Below are 20,603 nucleotides of genomic sequence, written 5' to 3'. Positions count from 1 at the left end.
GGTTCTAAGCAGTATTTTTCTTAATTTTTTGATAGGGCTTTATGTTTTACCTTTGTACAACCAATTTTTATTCCAAACCCAGGTGGACAAAGAAAATATTTACATTCTTGCCATAGAATCTTCATGTGACGACACTTCTGCAGCAGTTTTACACAACACTAAGACACTTAGCAATGTGGTGGCCACGCAAAAAATCCATGAGGAATTCGGCGGAGTGGTGCCCGAGTTAGCTTCCAGGGCACACCAGCAAAATATCGTTCCAGTGGTACATCAAGCGTTGGCCAAGGCAAATATCGACAAAAAACAGTTATCCGCCATAGCTTTTACACGTGGACCCGGCCTCATGGGTTCCCTTTTAGTAGGGACCTCTTTCGCCAAATCGCTGGCATTGGGATTGGATATACCCCTTATTGAGGTGAATCATATGCAAGCCCACATTTTGGCTCATTTTATCGAAGAGGAAAACGTACGTCCCCCCGAGTTTCCGTTTTTGGCCATGACCATTAGCGGGGGCCATACCCAGATTGTTCTGGTAAAGCACTATTTTGATATGGAGCTCCTGGGGCAGACCTTGGACGATGCGGTTGGCGAAGCCTTTGACAAAAGCGCTAAAATTTTAGGGCTTTCATACCCCGGAGGACCACTGTTGGACCGTTTGGCACAAAATGGAAATCCAACAGCCTTCCGTTTTCCAAAACCCAAGGTGGCCGGGTTGGATTTCAGCTTCAGCGGACTGAAAACGAGTGTGCTCTATTTTGTACAAAGACAGTTGAAGGAAAATCCCAAATTTGTTGAGGAGCACCTGAATGATGTCTGTGCTTCCATACAACACACTATTGTCACTATTCTTATGGACAAGCTCAAACTGGCCGTAAAGCAGACCGGGATAAAGGACGTTGCCATTGGCGGCGGGGTCTCGGCCAATTCTGGAATCAGGAAAGCACTACAGCAAGCGGAGGATGAACTGGGTTGGACAAGTTATATTCCTAAATTTGAATATTGTACCGATAACGCGGCGATGATAGGTATTGTAGGTTACTTAAAATACAAGGAGGGCACTTTCTCCGATCAAGGAGTTACCGCAAAGGCAAGGTATCATATTTAATCACTGGGAATTATGGCATACGATGAGGCTTTGGCAAACAGGATACGGGCGGGGATAAAACTATTTCCGGAAAACTTTACCGAAAAGAAAATGTTCGGCGGCCTATCCTTTTTATATCAGGGAAAAATGACTGTTGGGGTAGTCAAGGAAGAATTGGCAGTGCGTGTGGTAGCCGAAAAAATGGATGCCGTCCTAAAAATGGATGCGGTTCGCCCCATGGACTTTACCAAACGACCTATGAAGGAATTCATTTATGTGGCAACAAACGGTTTTGATTCGGAGGAGCAGTTGCACCATTGGATCGAATTGGGCCTTGAGCATGCAAAAAGTAAACTGTAAACGATTAATCAACGGTAATGCAACTTTTTTATAGTCCAAACATAGATCATAGCGCCTCCCTATTTGTCTTCCCCGGGGAGGAAAGCAAGCATATTGTAAAAGTGCTGCGTAGAAAAATAGGGGATGTCCTAAGCATTACCAATGGCAAGGGGTATATTTTCCAGGCAAAAATAGTGCTCGCGGATGCCAAGCGCTGTAAGGTGGAAATCATTTCGAGCGAAAAGAAACATCCCAAAAAGCATTGGTTCCATATGGTGGTGGCCCCCACCAAGATGAACGATCGCTTCGAGTGGTTTTTGGAGAAGGCCACGGAAATAGGCGTACATGAAATAACACCGGTCCTCTGCGAGAACTCAGAACGGAAAGTGATCAAAAAGGAACGTATGGAGAAAGTTATCCAATCCGCAATGAAACAGTCCTTGCAAGCGTATCTTCCCAAGCTCAATGATCTTATCCCCTACAAGGATTATATGGCCGTACCCCATGAGGGTCTTTTGTTTATAGCACACTGTGCGGAAGGGGAAAAAATGGAGTTTAAAAGACGTGTCGCGCCAGATAAGGATATCACCATTTTAATAGGCCCGGAGGGCGATTTCTCAGCGGGGGAAATTGAGGAAGCAGTAGAAAAGGGCTTTCTACCGGTCTCCCTCGGGCAAAACCGTTTGCGAACGGAGACTGCTGCGATTGTGGCCTGTACGGTGGTCAATATGATCAACAACGGCTAACAAAAAGTTCCGCACCCCTAACCGCTGAACAAAACAGCTAGAAGTGCGGAACAACAATAAACACCAAACACTTATCTTTCAACACTGCCCTTGGCAGCCCCTGTAATATCGTACGTGTCGTTCTCCACGAGTAACATCAACTGTATTTTTTCATTGGGCCCTACACTGTCGGGAATCGCGATGTAGGAAGAAGCCTTTCCTTCCTTTGCCGAGATTGTTTTTTCCGCCACAACAATGTTGCTGTTGCGCAAGGTCCGGTTTCTATTCTCCCCACGTTTTACCTCCGTGATCCTTTGGTCCAACACCAAAATGGCCCTTAGACGCTTTCCTTTGGTACTGCCCTTTATTTCATATTGGAACCCAACGCTGTTGTCGGCAGCCTGCAATTGGGAAATGCCCACACGGTTTCCGGCTTTCACCTTTTGGTAAGTATTGATCTTCGAATACATTTTAGAGGCGCTCGATCCCACAAAATGTTCCTGCCCGTTGACCACCACCTGGGGTGTATAATTGCTCCTATTCCTGAATTTTATATTGTAGGCCCGCTGCTTTTCGGCATATTCCGATTTGCTAAAAGGGTCCTTCCAACCAATGTAGTTCCAATAGTCAACATGATAGGAGAGGGCAAACACATTTTCTTGATATTCCTTTTTCACCTTATCGAGCAGGGCATCGGCCGGAGGGCAACTAGAGCATCCTTGGGAAGTATACAGCTCCAGTACCACAATGGGTTCGTAAACACCTTCCTCCATTGCCTCCGCTGTATTTGCACTGTCGTTTTCCGGTGCTTGGGTAAAGCCTGTAAAGGCCATAAATCCAAGGCTGACCAGAACAATTACAGCTCCTATGATTTTTTTGAACATGATAATTATTACATTTGATTCAATTAATTGTTCGAATCCCTATGAAACAACTTACGTTCCTTCTTTTCATTTTAACTTTTTTTGTGAAATCCTCGCTTGTGGGACAGGAACTGGCCATTCTTAAATATGGCGGAGGAGGCGATTGGTATTCCAACCCTACGGCCCTGCCCAATCTTATCAAGTTCTGCAATGAGAACATTGGTACAAAGATCAACCCTAAACCCGAAACGGCAGAAGTAGGCAGCAACAGCATCTTTCAATACCCCTTTCTCCATATGACCGGGCACGGTAATGTGTTCTTCTCGCAGGAGGAAGCGGATAACTTGAGGACTTACTTGTTATCTGGCGGGTTTATCCATATCGATGACAATTATGGGATGGAGCCCTATTTGAGAAAGGAATTGACCAAGGTCTTCCCGGGCAAGGAACTGCAGGAATTGGGCGTGGACCATCCCATCTTTTCGCAACGGTACAATTTTCCGGAAGGACTGCCCAAAATTCACGAACACGATGGCAAACGTCCGCAAGCGTTGGGCATCTTTCATGAAAACAGATTGGTGCTCCTCTTCACCTTTGAAAGTGATCTGGGCGATGGCTGGGAAGATGCATCCGTACACAATGATCCGGAAGAAGTACGACTCAAGGCCTTGCAAATGGGCGCCAATATTGTACAATATGCTTTTAACAACTAAGACATGACACCAAAGAACATTTCTGAAGGTATTCTACGGGCGGTAGGTATTATGGCAGGAATTGTACTGCTCTGTTATTTTCTGTACCAGATCAGTTCTGTGCTGGTATACATTACCATCGCCGTAATTGTTTCCTTGATAGGGAGACCCATAGTGCTTTTTTTACGGAGGCGACTCAAGTTCAGGAATACCTTGGCCGTAATCGTAACCATGCTCCTTTTGGTGGGCATATTGGTGGGTATTATCGCGCTCTTTATTCCGCTACTGGTACAGCAAGGGCAAAATCTGTCGCTCCTAAACATTGAGGCTATGCAGGCCAATGTGGAAAGCCTGTACCGGGAAGTCACGGATTATCTCGGGGTAAGCACCTCGGACATAGAGGAAAGTATAAAGGAATCGAAAATTTTTGCGAACCTCGATTTTGGTTTTGTCCCCAATTTTTTGAATTCCTTTGTGGGCGTTTTGGGCAGTTTTAGCGTAGGCCTTTTTTCCGTGCTCTTTATTGTGTTTTTCTTTCTAAAGGACAGCAAACTCTTTGAGGATGCCCTTATGGTCCTGGTGCCCGATGGGAAGGAAAGAAGGCTTAAAAGTTCTATAAATACCATAAAAGATCTGTTGTCCAGATACTTTGTGGGGCTGGTGCTGCAAATCCTGATCCTCTTCATTATCTATACCGCCGTCTTGTTGATATTTGGAATAGAGAACGCAGTGGTCATCGCCTTCCTATGTGCCCTGCTGAACCTCATTCCCTATATAGGCCCGATCATTGGTGGGGTGCTCATGTTGACCTTGACCATGACGAGTAATATTGGTTCGGATTTTAGTACGGTAATCTTGCCCAAAACCCTCTATGTAATGATCGGTTTTGTCCTGGGACAATTGGTGGATAATTTCTTTTCACAACCCCGAATATTTTCCCAAAGTGTAAAATCGCACCCCCTGGAAATCTTTCTGATCATCATAATCGGAGGGCTCCTCTTCGGGGTCACCGGAATGATCGTAGCGGTACCCGGATACACCGCGATCAAGGTGGTTCTGAAGGAATTTCTTGCCGAAAACAAGATTGTAAAGTCCCTGACTAAAAATTTATAGTTTTACTTTGAATAAAAAGTTATTAAATACTGGTGTACAGGATTTTATAAATAAAAATTTAAACACTGACATCCTGTCAGTTTTACTAAAAAAGGTTCCTTTTGAGGGCATTAGCGCCCACGAGTTGGCCCAACAGCTCGAAGCAAAGAAAAAGTGCCGGGAGAAGCTTCCTCTTTGGTTCGGTACCGCGGGAATCTACTATCCCAACAAATTGCATATTGCGCAAAGTTCATCGGAAATCACAGCACGTTATAAGGCCGCTATCGTTTCTGGGAAATCGCTCCTGGATGCCACAGGAGGGTTTGGGGTGGACAGCTACTTTTTTGGACAAAAAATGAAGGAGGTCGTGCACTGTGAACTTAAGCCGGAACTCTCGGAAATTGCCGCTTATAACTTTGGTGTTTTTGGTATAAAAAACATCCAAACAATGGTGGGCAATGGAATCGATTTCTTAAAAAAAACGGAGCTGCATTTTGATTGGATCTACCTTGATCCTTCACGCCGAAACGAGCAAAAAGGAAAAGTGTTTACCTTGGTGGATAGCCTCCCCAATGTTCCTGAACATTTAATGCTTCTTTTTTCAAAATCGGACCGTTTGTTGATCAAGACCTCTCCCCTGCTCGATTTTTCAATCGGAATACAAGAACTTCAATTTGTAAGGGAAATCCATGTGGTGGCGGTACGGAATGAAGTTCGGGAGCTGTTGTGGGTCCTGGAAAAAGGGTATGGGGACGCCATTGTCATTAAAACGGTGAACTTCACCAAAAAGGGACCGGAAAGTTTCAACTTTGGGTTATCTGAGGAAAAAAGCGTTCAGGCCACTTATGCTATGCCCATGACCTACCTCTATGAACCCAACGCGGCCATATTAAAATCCGGGGCATTTAAGACTGTGGGAAATCGTTTTCAGTTAAAAAAACTGCAGGAACATTCCCATTTGTATACGTCCGATCGGTTGGTTGATTTTCCCGGTCGGCGTTTTAGGATTACGAAAAGCCAGCCCTATGGTAAAAAAGCACTGTTAGGGCTGGATATACCCAAGGCCAATATCACTACAAGAAACTTTCCCATGACTGTGTCTGCCCTGCGTAAGCGGTTTCAGATTAAGGACGGAGGGGACCGATATCTTTTTTTTACGACGGACCAAGAGAGTCGATCAAGGGTGCTGGTTTGCACCAAAGTACCTGAGGAATAACGTATCGGCTTAGTTGCACTCCCATTTAAAGTCGTCCACTTTGTCGTTGGAGGCCGCAGCAAGGTTGTAATGCCACCATTCCGTGCGAATGGACCAGAACCCGTGTTGTTCCATGGTCTCCTTGAGCAATTTTCGATTTTGCAGTACCTGTGCCGGCAGATCCGTATTGTCGTGATAGGCCCGCTTACCAAAAAAATCAAAATCGGTACCCATGTCGAGTTCCTTCCCCTCCAAGCTGACCAGGGTGATATCTACCGCCCCGCCCTTGTTGTGGATAGAGCCCTTGACAGGATCGGCCACGTATTGGGGATTGGGCACAATCTTCCACATTTTGTGCTGCACGGAATTGGGTCGGTAGCAATCAAAAAATTTGATTCTATACCCCTGTTCCATAAACACTTTGTTGGCCTTTAACAGGGCCTTTGCGGTTTTTACCCGGGTATAACATTCCGCGCAGTCGTATACCTGGGCCTTCAAGAAGTTGTTGGTGGTGGCATAGCGCATATCATAGGCAAAATCCTTACTAAAATCTGCCAGGCGCACAAAGGTGGTGTCGGCCAGTCCATCAAATGATCGTATTTCTTCCTTTTTGAAATCCTCGGAAAGGGTTTCCAAAATGTTGCTTTGCTCCAAGGGCGGCGTATCGGACTTCCTGGTCTGGTTGCGGTCCCCACATGCGGAAAACAAAAGAATCAGTAAGGAAAAGAAGAACCCCAAAGCACGGGGTGCACACTTCGTTATCATGCTGCTGGATTTTAGATTTAGGGAAAAATACGGCAACTTTTTCAATTCCCGGGTCAGTTTGTACAATTTAGGCTAGTAATTATCTACAATTTATTTCATCTTTACAGCCACTAAAACGAGCTAGAATACCGTATACGATGATACAATTTCCGAAAGATTTTATTTGGGGCTCGGCCACGTCCAGCTACCAAATTGAGGGAGCGGCCATGGAAGGTGGCCGAGCTTGGAGCATTTGGGACGCCCATGCCCATATCCCCGGAAGAACGGCCAACAATGACCATGGTGATGTGGCCTGCGACCATTACCACCGCTACAAGGAAGACGTAAAACTTATGGCCGATCTGGGGCTTAAGGCCTATCGCTTTTCCATTTCATGGAGTAGAATCCAACCCGATGGTCAGGGTGCGGTGAACCCTGAAGGGATTCAGTTCTATTCCAACCTCATCGATGAACTGCTCAGCTACGGGATTACGCCATGGATAACCCTGTATCATTGGGATCTGCCCCTGGCGCTCCATACGGAAAAGGATGGGTGGTTAAATCCGGAAATTGCCGACTATTTTGCCAAGTATGCGGATATTTGTTTTACACATTTTGGAGATCGTGTACACCATTGGATCACCCATAATGAACCCTGGGTGGTTGCAATACTTGGTTATAGCGCCGGTGTGTTTGCCCCAGGAAGAAAATCCGAGGACGAGCCCTATATCGTTGCGCACAACATCTTGCGTTCCCATGCCAAAGCGGTACAACGGTATCGAGAAAAATACCAACCCGCACAGGAGGGTACCATTGGCATTACCAACAACTGCGATTGGCGTGAACCCCTTAGTGATAAGCCCGAGGATATTGATGCGGCCCAACGGGCCTTGGAATTCTTCTTAGGCTGGTTTACGGATCCCATCTATTTTGGGGATTACCCGGCGGTAATGCGTGAGCGCCTAGGCGACAGGTTGCCACAATTCAGCGAGGAGGAGAAAAAACTTTTGATCGGTTCTTCCGATTTTTTTGGATTGAACCACTACTCTACCCTCCTGGCGGCTGACGCCCCTTCTGGTGTGGAAGTGGAAAACAACGTCTATGGCAATGGGGGTATCTTCGCGGATCAACGCGTGTTGTTGACCGCAGATCCGGAATGGAAGACCACTGCCATGAGATGGCCCATTGTACCCTTGGGGTGTCAAAAGCTACTGGAGTGGATCAGGGATCGGTACGACAACCCGCCCATTTATATCACCGAAAACGGTTGTGCCTTTGATGATGCAAAGGATGAAAATGGTGAAGTTAGGGATACAGACCGTATCCATTTTTTGGAAGGGTATATAGACGCCTGTCACCAAGCGATTGAAAATGGAGTGGCCCTAAAAGGGTATTTCGTCTGGTCTTTGATGGACAATTTTGAATGGGCCCAGGGATATTCCAAACGTTTTGGCATTCACTATGTGGATTATGAAAGCCTGGAGCGTACGCCCAAACATTCGGCCCATTGGTACCGAAAGCTTATTGAAAACAATGGTTTTAAGTTAAGTCAGTAAATTTCCCGCTTCGTCCCATTCCGCAATGATGCCCCTTTTGCTCTGGTCCACGCACTTGGCCAACCAATCGGGATCATAGGCCACACCGTGCTGGGCCAATACCTCATCGGGTACCCCGTCCCAAACGTTGGGCATATTACCTTTGTACCCCAAGTCGGTTATACCCATTTTTGAGGTATAATAACCGGTGAGGGTCAAATTCCGTATCAGCGAGAAAAATTGAATTTCCAAGGGGTGTTCCTCAGAAGGTACCTCTACATCGGGATAGGCTATGGTGTCCAAAATCTGTTTTTGTTGCTCCTCTGCCGCAGTTTTGAACTCGGTGCCAAATTCCGTGTTGCATTTGTGATCTAACCACATGAATCCGCCCCTTAAATCGGTTTGCATCTCCGGAATATCCTTCGCCATAAATTCAATGAAATCGGGTACTCCGGCATCCGTAGCACTACCAAACTCGGCATTGGCCGGCAATATCAAATCGCATAGGACACCTAGGGTTTCCAGTTCGTGGACATTAAAGAATTGTTCCGCATTCAACTCCTGAATCAGTTCTTTTTCTTCGGGTGTTCTTCCAAAATGGTGCTCGGAAGTCAAAAGGGCATCACCGTCCGCGGCCGCTTCGGCTTCCGGTTTGCATCCGTGCATGGCCAATCCACCGGCTACGGAACCCAGAATAATTGATTTTATACTTTTTCTTCTGTCCATGATCTAGATGTTTTGCTGTTTTAATTGTTCAATAATATAATCCGACGTGCGCCAGGAGAGCGCCAGAATGGTCCAGGTAGGGTTCTTATCGGCCTGTGAAACAAAGGGTCCCGCGTCTACAATAAAAACATTGTCCGTATCGTGCAACTGTTGAAACTTGTTCACCACAGAAGTTTTGGGGTTATCCCCCATTCTAGTGGTACCCACTTCATGGATGATCCAACCTGGGGGCGAAATCCCGTGCTTGGCTTCCTTGGAGGGCCGGTCGCCCAAAATTTCCCCTCCCATGTTGTGGGCGAGTTCTTCAAAGGTATCCTGCATGTGATTTACCTGCTTGTGCTCATAGTCTGTCCATTGGTAGTTGAACCGTAACACCGGAATACCAAATTCGTCCACTTTGGTCGGGTCAATTTCGCAGTAGTTGTCCTGCTGGGGAACAGATTCCCCACGACCACCGAAACCAAGGACCGATCCGTAATACTTTTTAACGTCTTCCCGAAGGCCGTTACCATAACCCCCGACCTTTAGTCCAAAGAATTTATTGAATTCGTTGACATTGAAACCAAACCCATAACTGGGCATCCCCATGCCGCCCCACACTTCTATGTGATAGCCCCTGGGGAAGTCCAACTTCTTATTGTCTAGCCACCAGGGTGAATATACGTGCATTCCCCCAACGCCATCCTCGTTATAGGTTTTTCTGTTCATGAGGTCGGGAACAAAAACGGCCCGACTCACCCCTGTGCTATCATGAAGGTACTTGCCCACCACATTGCTGCTATTGCCCAATCCGTTGGGATGCTGTTTACTTTTGGAGTTGAGCAAGATACGTGCGGAACTACAGGCAGAAGCAGCTAAAACAACTACTTTGCCATGTAATTTGTACTCTTTTCGGTCTTCCTTGTTGATATAGGAAACCCCGGTGGCCCGGCCTTCTTCGTCCGTGGTTACCTCGCGTACCATACAGTTGACGAACAGATCGATCTGCCCTCCGCTCTTTTGGGCCGGGAAGATGAGGCAGGTGCCCGATGAAAAATCGGCATATACCTGACACGCCCTGGAACATTGGCCGCAGTAGAAACAAACGCCTCTTTCCTTGTTTATTTTTTTGGTCAACATGGACATCCGGGAAGGGATTACGGGGATGTTCGACTTTTTGGCCCCCTTGATATAAAAAAGCTCGTGCAACCTAGGTTTTGGGGGTGGAAGGAAAAATCCGTCCGGATCATTGGGCAGGCCTTCATTGGTGCCGAATACCCCGATCAGTTTGTCTACCTTATCATAATACGGTTTTACGTCCTCGTAACCGATCGGCCAGTTATCGCCCAAACCGTCTTGGTCCTTGCGCTTAAAATCCTTGGGACCAAAGCGCAGTGAGATTCTGCCCCAATGGTTGGTTCTCCCGCCCAACATCCGGGAGCGGAACCATCTAAAATTGCTGTCCTCGGTATTGGTGTAGGGCTCCCCTTCTATATCCCATCCGCCATAGGCACTATCAAAATCACCAAAATGTCTGACGGTGGAGGCTCCTCTTCGAGGGGATTCCCAAGGCCATTTCAATTGGGTCTGCTGTTCTGGATTTGCGGGATCAAAAAAAGGTCCGGCTTCCACCACTGCTACCTTAAGGCCTTCATCGGCAAGTATCTTGGCGGCCATGCCCCCACCTGCTCCGGATCCCACGATAACAACGTCGTACTTGGTTGGAGATTCAATTATCTGCATAAATCATTGGTTTAGTCTGTTATTTAATTTTTATGGTCTGGGTGCACTTGTTGTCAAAAGGATCCATTCGCCTCAAAGTACTCTCTTGATACCAGAAAAATCCTTTCTCCATTGGGATGGGGTGCGATTTTTGCTTTTCTTAAAAATCCTGTTGAAATTGGCAATGCTGTTAAACCCACAGCGAAAGGCAATTTCGGATATACTAAAATCCTTTTCGATCAACATGGTGGAAGCATAACCGATACGCACATCATTGAGGTATTCCACAAAAGTCTTTCCTGTCCGTTTCTTTATGAACCGATTAAAGGACACACTGCTCATGTTCACCAGGTTGGAAACGTCGGCCAGGGTAATCTTGGTGCCATAATTCTCTTGCACGTAGTCATACACGGCCTTCAACTGCTCGCTATTATCAAAATTTTCCAAGTGGATGGTGGCCGTGGAAAGCAGGCGCTGATTCCTGGAGATGGCCAAATCGTATAGGATGGACATCAACTCCAAGAAATAGTCCATACTATCCAACTTGGAAACCTTTAACAATCTGGGTGCCACGCGGCGTATGGCCTCCTCGGAAAACAAGATGCCATGAACAGACCTGCGGAACATATCCCGCAAGGGTTTCATAATGCTTCTGCTCAAAAAGGCCCGATCAAACAGGTCGTTGTGAAATTGAATGGTCACCTCATGCACATTTTCGCTGGTACATTCGTGCAGTTCCCATCCGTGGTACAGGTTGGGGCCTACCAAAATAAGTTCCAATTCGGTGATATTTTCAATACTGTCCCCTACGATTCTACGTACCCCTTTTCCATTGGAAATAAAATTCAGCTCCATTTCCGGGTGAAAATGCACCGGATAATCAAAAACCTTCTGCTCCCTGTCCAAGACCAAAAAACAGTCTTTTTCGGACAATGAAGTGATTTCCCTTTGGATGTTTTTAAGGATTTCCAAGTGTTAAAAATTTATGATACGATTTAATCAGGTCACTGATAAGAAATATTCACAATATTAATGAAAATTTCCATTTTCTCGTAAAAAAAGAAAGCCGTGAACAAAAATTCTTGTTAAATAAATACCTTTTTCTTAGATCATTGTTAGTCCCTCCCCCTAGGTAATTTAATGGGGCATTTTTGCGCGACAAGGGATGTCAGCTTCTTTAATTTTTCGTAAGTAACTTAAAATCAATTGATTGCTTATTTTCAAACTTTCACCCCATCATCACATCCCTAAAAAACAAAAGGCCTTTCCCCTACGCTGGGCACCGGCCACCAATACTATTTTAACATTTAACTTTTTTTTTAGGAACTGCTGATATACTGATGTTTTACTGATAATGCATATTATATAGGTTAAGGATAATATCAACAATTGATAAAATATTTGAATATATCTATGTATATTTCATATAGCTTTGTTAATTCAACATTAAATTTATGATTTCTTTACATTGACTCTAAACTAAACGTTTTATTACAGTTAATTTCAGGAATCATGGCTGACACTTTAAATAAAACTAACAAACACTAATGATTATGCTTAAAAAAACTACTTGTCATTCGTTAAAACCCAAGAAATGGAGGGTGATCTCCAGGTTCATGGTTTTATCCGCACTACTTTGTTTTGTTGGGAATTTTGCCTATGCAAAAGCTCCAGCAAGCGATGAAAAATCCGTCTTAGACGAGACACTCCAGACGACCATAACCGGTACGGTTACGGATTCGGATGGCGCACCACTACCGGGGGCCAATGTTGTGGTCCAAGGTACGACCAATGGAACACAGACCGATTTTGATGGTAATTATACCATTACGGCAGACGCCAATGCTACCTTGGTCTTCAGTTATATTGGTTTTGCCACCCAGTCGGTGGCCGTAAATGGACAGACCACTATTAATGTGACCATGGCCGAAGATGCCAGCCAGCTCAGCGAGGTGGTCGTTCTAGGGTATTCCAGCCAAACCCGGGGCGATCTTACTGGTTCTGTAGCGTCCGTTGACATTTCGGAAGCCACCAAGGCGCCTATTGTAAACGCTGCTGAAGCCCTGGAAGGTAGGGTTACCGGAGTTTCCGTGACCAATGCGGGAAGTCCAGGTTCCTCACCTCAAATTACAATTCGTGGTTTTGGTACCAGTAACAACACTGATCCGCTGTATATTATTGATGGGGTACAGACCGATAACGGTAATATCCTTAATAGTATCAACCCAGCGGATATTGATCAGATCAACGTACTGAAGGATGGTGCTGCCGCTATTTATGGAGCAAGGGCATCCAACGGGGTTGTGATCATTACCACTAAAGGAGGAGGGTACAACCAGGCCAAGCCTGTAGTTTCCTTTGACCTTTACACTGGTATTTCAAGGGCCTCCAACATTCCGGATCTGTTAAATGCTCAACAGCATGGGGATATGATCTTTGAAAGTTTGGCCAATGATGGAGCAGCCGTTACCCACCCACAGTACGGGAGCGGTGCTACCGCAGTAGTGCCTTCCAGTCTTCAGGGATATACAAGAGTGATTTCCTATGATCCCATTGTACGCGCACCTGCCAATGCCACGGTTAACCCGCAGGGTACCGATTGGTTCGATGCCGTTACCCAGGACGGGCAGACCCAAAATGCATCTGTATCCATACAGAACGGAAACGAGACCGGTAAGTACTTCCTGTCCGCTAATTATTTGAACAGGGAAGGTATTTTTATAAATACCGGATTCAAGCAGGGTACTACTCGATTGAATTCAGAGTTTAAAATAAAGGATAAAGTGGTTATCGGGGAGCATATGAATGTTTCTTTTTCCAATACCAGGACGGGAGTATTTGGTTCACAGACAGGAACCGATGGACAGCTTAACTCCAACCCTGCCGCCTTTGTCCCTGTCAATGAGGCCTTGCGAAGCAGCCCCCTGATCCCAGTTAGGGACGATGATGGCAATATAGCAGGTACAGGTGCTCCAGGTTTAGGAAACTCCCGTAGCCCATTTGCCAATTTGGTGCGTAGCCAAGATAACTTCAACAAACGTTTTAGAATGTTCGGGGATATTTACCTGTCCGCCCAACTGCATGAGAAGGTGACCTTTAAGACTACGGTCAGTGGAAGTTTGGAATCTTTTGATAGTAGACGTTTCCAAGCGCTAGATCCCGAACATATAGAGCCATTGGGTACAAACACCTTGGTGGAGCAGAACATTGATAATTTTGCATGGACTTGGAACAACACCTTAACGTACGTCAATGTATTTGGTGAGCATAACGTTAATGTACTATTAGGTATAGAGGCCGTTGAAGAAGGAAGTAAGGGCAAGCAGATCAGCCGTAACGGGTTTCTTTTCGAAACGCCTGATTTTTACCTATTGAACAATGGTAGTGGTACCCCTAACGTAGACGGTGCCTTTGACGGTGGCAACACCCTGTTCTCCCTTTTTGGGACAGCTACCTATTCCTATGCTGGAAAATATTTCGGTACAGTGACCGTAAGACGTGATAAGACTTCCCGTTTCCTTGGGGACAACCAAAGTGACGTCTTCCCATCCTTCAGCGCAGGTTGGTTGATCAGCCAGGAAGATTTCTTCCCTAAAGATGGTTGGGTAAACAGACTTAAGCTCTTTGGCTCATGGGGACAGTTGGGTAACCAATCACTACCTGTTTCCAATCCTACGATCAACATTTCACAGTTGAACGAAGGTTTAGCCAACTATTCTTTTGATGGCAGTACCATCGCAACGGGAGCTATCTTGAACCAAGTAGGTAATCCGGATCTTCGCTGGGAAACCAGTGAGGCCACCAACATTGGATTGGAGTTTGGATTGTTCGACAGTGCACTGAACTTATCCGTGGAATACTTTAATATTGATACCAAGGATTTGATTACCAGGGACAACAGCTTAATCAGTACCACCGCCATCGATGCCACCGCACCTTTGGTAAACTTGGGAGATATCAATAACACAGGTTTCGACATCAGTCTTAACTACAACCACGATACAAGCTACGGTTTAAACTACGGTGTTCGTGTCAACTTCTCCACCTATGAAAATGAGGTGGAAAGTTTGATCAGCGACTTCCAGGTAGGTAGAACAGATCTACGTGGTGGTGCGGTTACCCGTACACAAGTGGGCAGACCTATATCGTCCTTCTACGGACGTCAGGTGACCGGTTTTGACGGTAACGGACGTTTTACCTATCTAGATGTCAACGGTGATGGTGCTATTGACGATGATAACGACCGTACCTTTATTGGATCTCCACATCCAGATTTCACCTATGGTATCAACCTTACTGCCAACTACAAAGGTTTTGATATCTCTGCCTTCTTTTCAGGGTCTCAGGGGAACGATGTGTACAACTATGAGAAAATCTTTACCGATTTCCCAACCTTCTTTAACGGAAACAGAAGTACACGGGTATTGGATTCCTGGACGCCCAACAATACGAATGCTTCGCTTCCTGCTTTGAGCCAAACGATTCAAAACGCAGAAACGCAGCCTAATTCTTATTTTGTGGAAGACGCATCCTTTTTACGAATGAAGAATCTACAAGTTGGGTATACATTCCCAGAAAATATAGCAAGTACATTGGGCATGGACCTTTTAAGATTATATGTCCAAGGTACTAACCTGTTTACCATCACTGGTTATGACGGATTTGATCCTGAAGTTATTTCCGCAAGTAACTTATCTTTAGGGATAGATTTTCAGACTTTTCCAGTCGCACAGATATTTACTGTAGGTATTAACACAAAATTCTAAAAAAAATGAAAAAGAGATTAATTTATTATGTGAGTTTTTTCTTTGCTATACTAGCGTGTAGTGATGACTTTACTGAAGTGCCCGCAATTGGGGCATTAAGTGATAGCGCTCTTCAAAATGCAGAAGGAGTGAATCTATTATTGGTTGGTGCGTACTCCACTTTGGATGGGATACGGAACAACCAAGGGGGAGCCGATTGGACCGTTAGTGGAGACAACTGGTGGTTCGATGTTATCTCGGATGACGCCCATAAGGGTAGTACCGATGGTGACCAGGCCGATTTGTTCCTATTGGAAACTTTTGATTGGACTTCCGCCAACCCATACTTGACCGTATGGAACGGTAGGTTTGCCGGTGTCAACCGGGCCAATGCCGTAATTGCGTTAATCAATTCCATTGAGGAAGGTGATTTTTCCGCACAGCTGGCAGAAGCACGTTTCCTAAGGGGGCACTATAATTTTGACCTTCAAAAAATGTTCGGTAACATTCCTTATATTTCTGAGACGAATTTTGCCGACACGGATTTTAACGTTGCCAATCCCGGACCGATATGGGCCGATATTGAAGCTGATCTTCAATTTGCCATAGATAATTTGCCTGATACCCAAGGTGATGTCGGAAGACCCACCTCCTGGACCGCTAAGGCATTCTTGGGCAAGGCCCGCATATTCCAAGGTGATTATGCCGGTGCACTTGCACTTTTCCAGGATGTAATCAACAACGGACCCTATGCACTGAACCCAGAATTCTTGGCCAACTTTAGCCTTGCAGGGGATAACAGTACCGAATCTATTTTTGCGATTCAGTTTACCACGGATTCCGGACAGTCGTTGAACGGAAACAGGGGGGGTACTTTGAACTTCCCCAACCCCGGACCCTTTAGTTCTTGTTGTGGTTTCTACCAGCCTACCCAGGATTTGGTAAATGCCTATAGGACCGATGCCACAGGCTTACCGCTATTGGATACCTTTAACCAGAGCGATGTTGTCAATGACTATGGTGTGGAAAGTGCCGATCCGTTTACTCCAGATGCCGGTAATCTTGACCCAAGGTTGGATTATACCGTAGGAAGAAGGGGTATCGATTACAATGGGTATGGTACCATGATCGGTAAGGATTGGATCCGTGCCAGTTTTGCGGATATCTCAGGACCTTATCTTCCTAAAAAGAATGTATACCAATCCGGTGAGGATGGTAATATTGGTGCCGGTGCTTGGGGGCAGCAGCACTCCGGAATCAACTACCATATCATGCGCTATGCCGATCTTTTGCTGATGGCAGCGGAATGCGCTGTTGAAGGTGGTGATTTGGCTACAGCCCTGGACTACGTAAACCAAGTTAGGCAAAGAGCCATTAGTTCTTCCCAGGTACAGAACGAGGCCGGAACCGGTCCTGCCGCCAATTACGTAATTGGATTGTATGCAGCGTTCCCGGATGCCGACTTTGCGAGAAAAGCGGTGCGCTTTGAGCGCCGTTTGGAATTGGCCATGGAAGGACATCGCCTTTTCGATCTTAGGAGATGGGGCGTTGCCGCTGATGTAATCAATACCTATGTGACCAATGAGGCACGTACCATTGCCAACTTTGGAACCAAGGCCGGGACGTATATGCCCAATATGGATGTAATGCCAATACCAATAAACGCCATTGATTTAAGTGGCGGAATTTTGCAACAAAACCCTGGATTTTAAGTTTAGTTTAAGGAGTTAGTTTGGAAGACGGGGCAAAAGCGTATTGCCCCGTTTTTTTTTGCATCACATCCGGGCTAATTCTTATCTTTATTGTTTCAAAATTGCAATCATGAAGAGGAGCTTTTTTTTAATAGCACTGGGCCTTGTGCTTTTTTCCTGTAGCCATCAAGAGCAAGCCGAGACACGTATATTTCAGCAGCTTGGCCAGGACCATACCGGCATCACATTTTCAAACGTCCTTACCGAAAACGATTCCCTGAATTACTTCACCTATTCCTATCTCTATATGGGAGGGGGAATAGCTGCCGGGGATATCAACAATGATGGACTGATCGATCTGTATTTTACCGGCAATATGGTCCCTAACAAATTATATCTCAACAAGGGAAACCTGCAGTTCGAGGACATTTCCGAAAAAGCCGGTGTTTCTGGAGATTCCCGCTGGTATACCGGCGTTACCATGGCCGATGTGAACAACGATGGTTTATTGGACATTTATTGTTCCGTAGGCGGAAAATTTCAGCCCAAGGAAAACCAGCTTTTTATAAACAACGGGGACCAAACTTTTGCCGAAAAAGCCGCAGAGTACGGGATAGCCGATGTTGGGAACAGCGTGCAGGCTACTTTCTTTGACTATGACAAGGACGGGGACTTGGACATGTATCTCGCCAACTACCCCCCTACCCCCTTCAATGCACCCAACCAATTTTATCTGTTCAAGACAAAATTTCCCAAGGAGAACGAAACGGATAAGCTGTACCGAAACGATGGGGAAGTCTTTGTGGATGTTGCAGAAGAAGCGGGTTTAAAGACTTTTGGCCTGTCGCTAAGTGCCACGGTAGGCGATGTAAACAATGATGGCTGGCCCGATCTTTACGTATCCAATGACTTTAGCACGCCGGACTATCTGTTTATCAACAACAAAAACGGTACGTTTTCGGAACAAGTAAGGCGGGTTACCAAAAACACTTCCTTTTACGGAATGGGCGTGGATATCGCCGATTTTAACAATGATCAGCTCCTGGACATCCTACAGGTAGACATGACCGCCCAGGACAATCGCCGGTCAAAGGCGAATATGGCCAGTATGAACCCCAGTTTATTCTGGAGTACCGTAAACTCGGGCTTTCATTACCAGTACATGCAAAACAGCCTGCAGCTTAACAATGGGCTGGTACATGATACGCTTCCCGATTTCAGCAATATATCCCGATTGGCAGGGCTTTCGTCAACAGATTGGAGTTGGGGGCCCCTATTTGCCGATTTGGACAATGACGGTTGGAAGGATATCTTCATTTCCAACGGTACCCGAAGGGAAATCAACAACAGGGACTACTTTCTGGCTTTGGAAAACCGCAACAAACCCATAGACAGCACTTTGGAACGCAGTCTGGCCATTCCTTCGGAACGTATTGACAATTTTGCCCTAAAAAATAACGGGGACCTTACCTTTAGCGAAATGAACGAGGCTTGGGGCATCTCTTTTAAGGGATTCTCCAACGGCAGTGTCTATGTAGATCTTGATAATGATGGAGATCTGGAAATAGTGACCAACAATATAGACGATCCGGTTTCGCTTTTCGAAAACAAAAGTGCGGAACAAAGTAATTTTATGACCCTCCGGTTCCAAGGAACCGATAAAAATCCCTTTGGTGTCGGGGTAAAAGTATCCCTTAGTATAAAAGGCAGTACACAATTCCAGGAAATGACGCTCACCAGAGGGTTTCAGTCCTCCGTAGCGCCGCAATTGCACTTTGGACTGGGCAAGGCCTCCGAGGTGGACTCCATACGCATCCAGTGGCCCGATGACCGGGTTCAACATATGGCCGCGGTAAAAAGCAATCAGTTGTTGGTCATTGCGCATTCGGATGCCAAAGCTGAAACTCCCAAACCTGAAGAAAAGCTCGAAAAACTGTTTGCCACAGAAACCGATACCACGCTTATTGCCGAACATCAACATTTGGAGAACTACTATGACGATTTTGAAAAGGAAATCCTTTTACCGCACCAAACCTCTATGCTGGGCCCCGGACTGGCCGTAGGCGACCTAAATGGGGACGGATTGGACGATTTTATGGTGGGAGGCTCCGCTGGCTACGAAGCCGGACTGTTTTTTCAAACAAATACCGGTTTTGAAAAGCAGGATACAGAAACGATAGCCATTGACAAAGCGTACGAGGACATGGGCATCCATATGTTTGATGCTGATAATGATGGGGATCTGGACGTATATATGATAAGTGGTGGCAACGAATTTGACAAGCAATCCATACTGCTACAGGACAGATTGTATGTCAACGATGGAAAAGGCCACTTAAAAAAATCCCTTGCAGCCCTGCCGGAGATGATCAGCAGCGGCTCACGGGCTCAAAGTTTTGATTTTGACAAGGATGGGGATCTGGACCTATTTGTCGGGGGACGCCTTGTCCCGGGCAACTACCCCTTCCCCGCCAACAGCTATATCTTGGAGAACGTTAGTACGGCTGGTGCCCCAAAATTTGTGGATATCACCAAGAAAGTGGCCCCGTTCCTAGAAGAATTGGGCTTGGTTACGGACGCGGTTTGGTCCGACTTTGATCAAGATGGGTGGACCGATCTGATCGTGGTAGGTGAATGGATGCCCCTTACCGTTTTGCGGAATCAGCAAGGTGTGTTCAAAAATGTAAGTGAAGATCTTGGGCTAAAGGATACCAACGGTTGGTGGTTTAGCATTCAGCAGGGTGATTTTGACAAGGACGGAGACCTGGATCTGGTAGCTGGCAATTTGGGCCTAAACTACAAGTATAAGGCCAATGAAAAAGAGACTTTTGATATCTACTTTAACGATTTTGATCGGAACAACACCAATGATATTGTACTCAGTTATTTTAATGGAGGTAAAAAATATCCGCTAAGAGGCAGGGAATGCTCTTCCCAACAAATGCCCGGAATAAAGAAAAAGTTTGAGGATTACGCCTCCTTTTCCACGGCTACACTGGAAGATGTGTACACCGAGGATTACCTGGAAAACTCGCTGCACTATCGGGTAAAATCTTTTGCCAGTGTGTATTTGGAAAATGTGAACGGCCAGTTTGTCCGCCATGAACTGCCCAATTTGGCACAACTTTCCAGTATCAACCAAATACTGGTGGATGACTACGACGGTGATTCGCATTTAGATATGGTCCTTGCGGGCAATCTGTACGGGGCAGAGGTGGAGACTCCCAGAAATGATGCGGGAAACGGTTTGTTCCTGAAAGGCGATGGCGCCGGTCATTTTGAAGCCATTACAGCAACAAAAAGTGGACTTTTTGCCCCGGGCGACGTTAAAGACATGCGTACCATAGGTCTAGCAGGGTCTGGTTACATTCTTTTGGCGAAAAACGGTGATTTTATCCAGTTCGTTAAAATTAATACACCCAAAAATCCGGTGATAGCACAATCCGTTATGCGCTAAGGGTAAGTCTAATC

At 45.9% G+C, this 20,603-nt stretch carries 15 protein-coding genes; 10 read left to right on the top strand and 5 right to left on the bottom strand.

The window, feature by feature from the left end; translation table 11 throughout:
• The first annotated feature begins 82 nt into the window (after nucleotides 1-82).
• Genes tsaD through ACRD67_RS20390 form a run of 3 tightly spaced genes read left to right on the top strand, consistent with a single transcriptional unit; the run spans nucleotide 83 to nucleotide 2,169 of the window.
• A complete protein-coding gene (tsaD, locus tag ACRD67_RS20400; protein ID WP_430969172.1) occupies nucleotides 83-1,105 on the top strand; it encodes a tRNA (adenosine(37)-N6)-threonylcarbamoyltransferase complex transferase subunit TsaD in 1,023 nt (340 codons plus the stop codon).
• A gap of 12 nt (nucleotides 1,106-1,117) precedes the next feature.
• Nucleotides 1,118-1,444 carry a TfoX/Sxy family protein gene (locus ACRD67_RS20395; protein WP_430969143.1) on the top strand — a complete coding sequence of 109 codons (327 nt, stop codon included), beginning with the start codon at nucleotides 1,118-1,120 and terminating at the stop codon, nucleotides 1,442-1,444.
• 17 nt (nucleotides 1,445-1,461) lie between these two features.
• The gene (locus tag ACRD67_RS20390) at nucleotides 1,462-2,169 is read left to right on the top strand and encodes a 16S rRNA (uracil(1498)-N(3))-methyltransferase (RefSeq protein WP_430969142.1); all 708 of its coding nucleotides are present in this window, start codon (nucleotides 1,462-1,464) and stop codon (nucleotides 2,167-2,169) included.
• Nucleotides 2,170-2,240: 71 nt separating this feature from the next.
• On the opposite strand, the gene ACRD67_RS20385 is transcribed toward ACRD67_RS20390, so the two are convergent.
• Nucleotides 2,241-3,032 carry a DUF1223 domain-containing protein gene (locus ACRD67_RS20385; protein ID WP_430969141.1) on the bottom strand — a complete coding sequence of 264 codons (792 nt, stop codon included), beginning with the start codon at nucleotides 3,030-3,032 and terminating at the stop codon, nucleotides 2,241-2,243.
• A gap of 41 nt (nucleotides 3,033-3,073) precedes the next feature.
• On the opposite strand from ACRD67_RS20385, the gene ACRD67_RS20380 reads away from it, so the two are divergent.
• Genes ACRD67_RS20380 through ACRD67_RS20370 form a run of 3 tightly spaced genes read left to right on the top strand, consistent with a single transcriptional unit; the run spans nucleotide 3,074 to nucleotide 6,011 of the window.
• A complete protein-coding gene (locus tag ACRD67_RS20380) occupies nucleotides 3,074-3,724 on the top strand; it encodes a DUF4159 domain-containing protein (protein WP_430969140.1) in 651 nt (216 codons plus the stop codon).
• A gap of 3 nt (nucleotides 3,725-3,727) precedes the next feature.
• Nucleotides 3,728-4,816 (top strand): AI-2E family transporter, encoded by a 1,089-nt coding sequence (locus ACRD67_RS20375; RefSeq protein ID WP_430969139.1) that lies wholly within the window; start codon nucleotides 3,728-3,730, stop codon nucleotides 4,814-4,816.
• A gap of 7 nt (nucleotides 4,817-4,823) precedes the next feature.
• Entirely contained in the window at nucleotides 4,824-6,011 is a 1,188-nt protein-coding gene (locus ACRD67_RS20370; RefSeq protein ID WP_430969138.1) for a THUMP-like domain-containing protein, read from the top strand.
• A gap of 9 nt (nucleotides 6,012-6,020) precedes the next feature.
• Here the strand turns inward: ACRD67_RS20370 and ACRD67_RS20365 are convergent, their stop codons facing one another.
• Nucleotides 6,021-6,755, bottom strand: coding sequence for a M15 family metallopeptidase (locus tag ACRD67_RS20365; RefSeq protein WP_430969137.1), 735 nt, complete (start codon nucleotides 6,753-6,755; stop codon nucleotides 6,021-6,023).
• Nucleotides 6,756-6,892: 137 nt separating this feature from the next.
• On the opposite strand from ACRD67_RS20365, the gene ACRD67_RS20360 reads away from it, so the two are divergent.
• Nucleotides 6,893-8,290 carry a GH1 family beta-glucosidase gene (locus tag ACRD67_RS20360; protein ID WP_430969136.1) on the top strand — a complete coding sequence of 466 codons (1,398 nt, stop codon included), beginning with the start codon at nucleotides 6,893-6,895 and terminating at the stop codon, nucleotides 8,288-8,290.
• Here ACRD67_RS20360 and ACRD67_RS20355 read toward each other — a convergent pair.
• From ACRD67_RS20355 to ACRD67_RS20345, 3 genes are all read right to left on the bottom strand, one after another.
• On the bottom strand, nucleotides 8,279-8,995 hold the full coding sequence (locus tag ACRD67_RS20355; protein WP_430969135.1) for a gluconate 2-dehydrogenase subunit 3 family protein: 717 nt from the start codon (nucleotides 8,993-8,995) through the stop codon (nucleotides 8,279-8,281). The genes ACRD67_RS20360 and ACRD67_RS20355 overlap by 12 nt on opposite strands.
• 3 nt (nucleotides 8,996-8,998) lie before the next feature.
• Nucleotides 8,999-10,717 (bottom strand): GMC family oxidoreductase, encoded by a 1,719-nt coding sequence (locus ACRD67_RS20350; protein ID WP_430969134.1) that lies wholly within the window; start codon nucleotides 10,715-10,717, stop codon nucleotides 8,999-9,001.
• Nucleotides 10,718-10,789: 72 nt separating this feature from the next.
• Entirely contained in the window at nucleotides 10,790-11,668 is an 879-nt protein-coding gene (locus tag ACRD67_RS20345; RefSeq protein WP_430969133.1) for a helix-turn-helix domain-containing protein, read from the bottom strand.
• Nucleotides 11,669-12,249: 581 nt separating this feature from the next.
• On the opposite strand from ACRD67_RS20345, the gene ACRD67_RS20340 reads away from it, so the two are divergent.
• The 3 genes from ACRD67_RS20340 to ACRD67_RS20330 all read left to right on the top strand — a co-directional run bounded on the left by ACRD67_RS20340 (nucleotide 12,250) and on the right by ACRD67_RS20330 (nucleotide 20,589).
• On the top strand, nucleotides 12,250-15,462 hold the full coding sequence (locus ACRD67_RS20340; RefSeq protein WP_430969132.1) for a SusC/RagA family TonB-linked outer membrane protein: 3,213 nt from the start codon (nucleotides 12,250-12,252) through the stop codon (nucleotides 15,460-15,462).
• Between the two features lie 5 nt (nucleotides 15,463-15,467).
• A complete protein-coding gene (locus ACRD67_RS20335; RefSeq protein WP_430969131.1) occupies nucleotides 15,468-17,153 on the top strand; it encodes a RagB/SusD family nutrient uptake outer membrane protein in 1,686 nt (561 codons plus the stop codon).
• 109 nt (nucleotides 17,154-17,262) lie between these two features.
• A complete protein-coding gene (locus ACRD67_RS20330) occupies nucleotides 17,263-20,589 on the top strand; it encodes a VCBS repeat-containing protein (RefSeq protein ID WP_430969130.1) in 3,327 nt (1,108 codons plus the stop codon).
• Nucleotides 20,590-20,603 lie beyond the last annotated feature (14 nt).

Origin of the sequence: Eudoraea algarum, assembly GCF_050589645.1 — a bacterium.
Classification (GTDB): Bacteria; Bacteroidota; Bacteroidia; order Flavobacteriales; family Flavobacteriaceae; genus JBNGOQ01.
This window is presented reverse-complemented; position numbering and strand designations above follow the sequence as displayed.

Excerpts from the sequence above, each read along its gene's own strand:
- ACRD67_RS20375 (WP_430969139.1), top strand. The coding sequence starts at position 3,728 with ATGACACCAAAGAACATTTCTGAAGGTATTCTACGGGCGGTAGGTATT.
- ACRD67_RS20340 (WP_430969132.1), top strand. The coding sequence starts at position 12,250 with ATGCTTAAAAAAACTACTTGTCATTCGTTAAAACCCAAGAAATGGAGG.
- ACRD67_RS20360 (WP_430969136.1), top strand. The coding sequence starts at position 6,893 with ATGATACAATTTCCGAAAGATTTTATTTGGGGCTCGGCCACGTCCAGC.
- ACRD67_RS20395 (WP_430969143.1), top strand. The coding sequence starts at position 1,118 with ATGGCATACGATGAGGCTTTGGCAAACAGGATACGGGCGGGGATAAAA.
- ACRD67_RS20390 (WP_430969142.1), top strand. The coding sequence starts at position 1,462 with ATGCAACTTTTTTATAGTCCAAACATAGATCATAGCGCCTCCCTATTT.
- ACRD67_RS20355 (WP_430969135.1), bottom strand. The coding sequence starts at position 8,995 with ATGGACAGAAGAAAAAGTATAAAATCAATTATTCTGGGTTCCGTAGCC.
- ACRD67_RS20330 (WP_430969130.1), top strand. The coding sequence starts at position 17,263 with ATGAAGAGGAGCTTTTTTTTAATAGCACTGGGCCTTGTGCTTTTTTCC.
- ACRD67_RS20335 (WP_430969131.1), top strand. The coding sequence starts at position 15,468 with ATGAAAAAGAGATTAATTTATTATGTGAGTTTTTTCTTTGCTATACTA.
- ACRD67_RS20385 (WP_430969141.1), bottom strand. The coding sequence starts at position 3,032 with ATGTTCAAAAAAATCATAGGAGCTGTAATTGTTCTGGTCAGCCTTGGA.
- ACRD67_RS20350 (WP_430969134.1), bottom strand. The coding sequence starts at position 10,717 with ATGCAGATAATTGAATCTCCAACCAAGTACGACGTTGTTATCGTGGGA.
- ACRD67_RS20365 (WP_430969137.1), bottom strand. The coding sequence starts at position 6,755 with ATGATAACGAAGTGTGCACCCCGTGCTTTGGGGTTCTTCTTTTCCTTA.
- ACRD67_RS20380 (WP_430969140.1), top strand. The coding sequence starts at position 3,074 with ATGAAACAACTTACGTTCCTTCTTTTCATTTTAACTTTTTTTGTGAAA.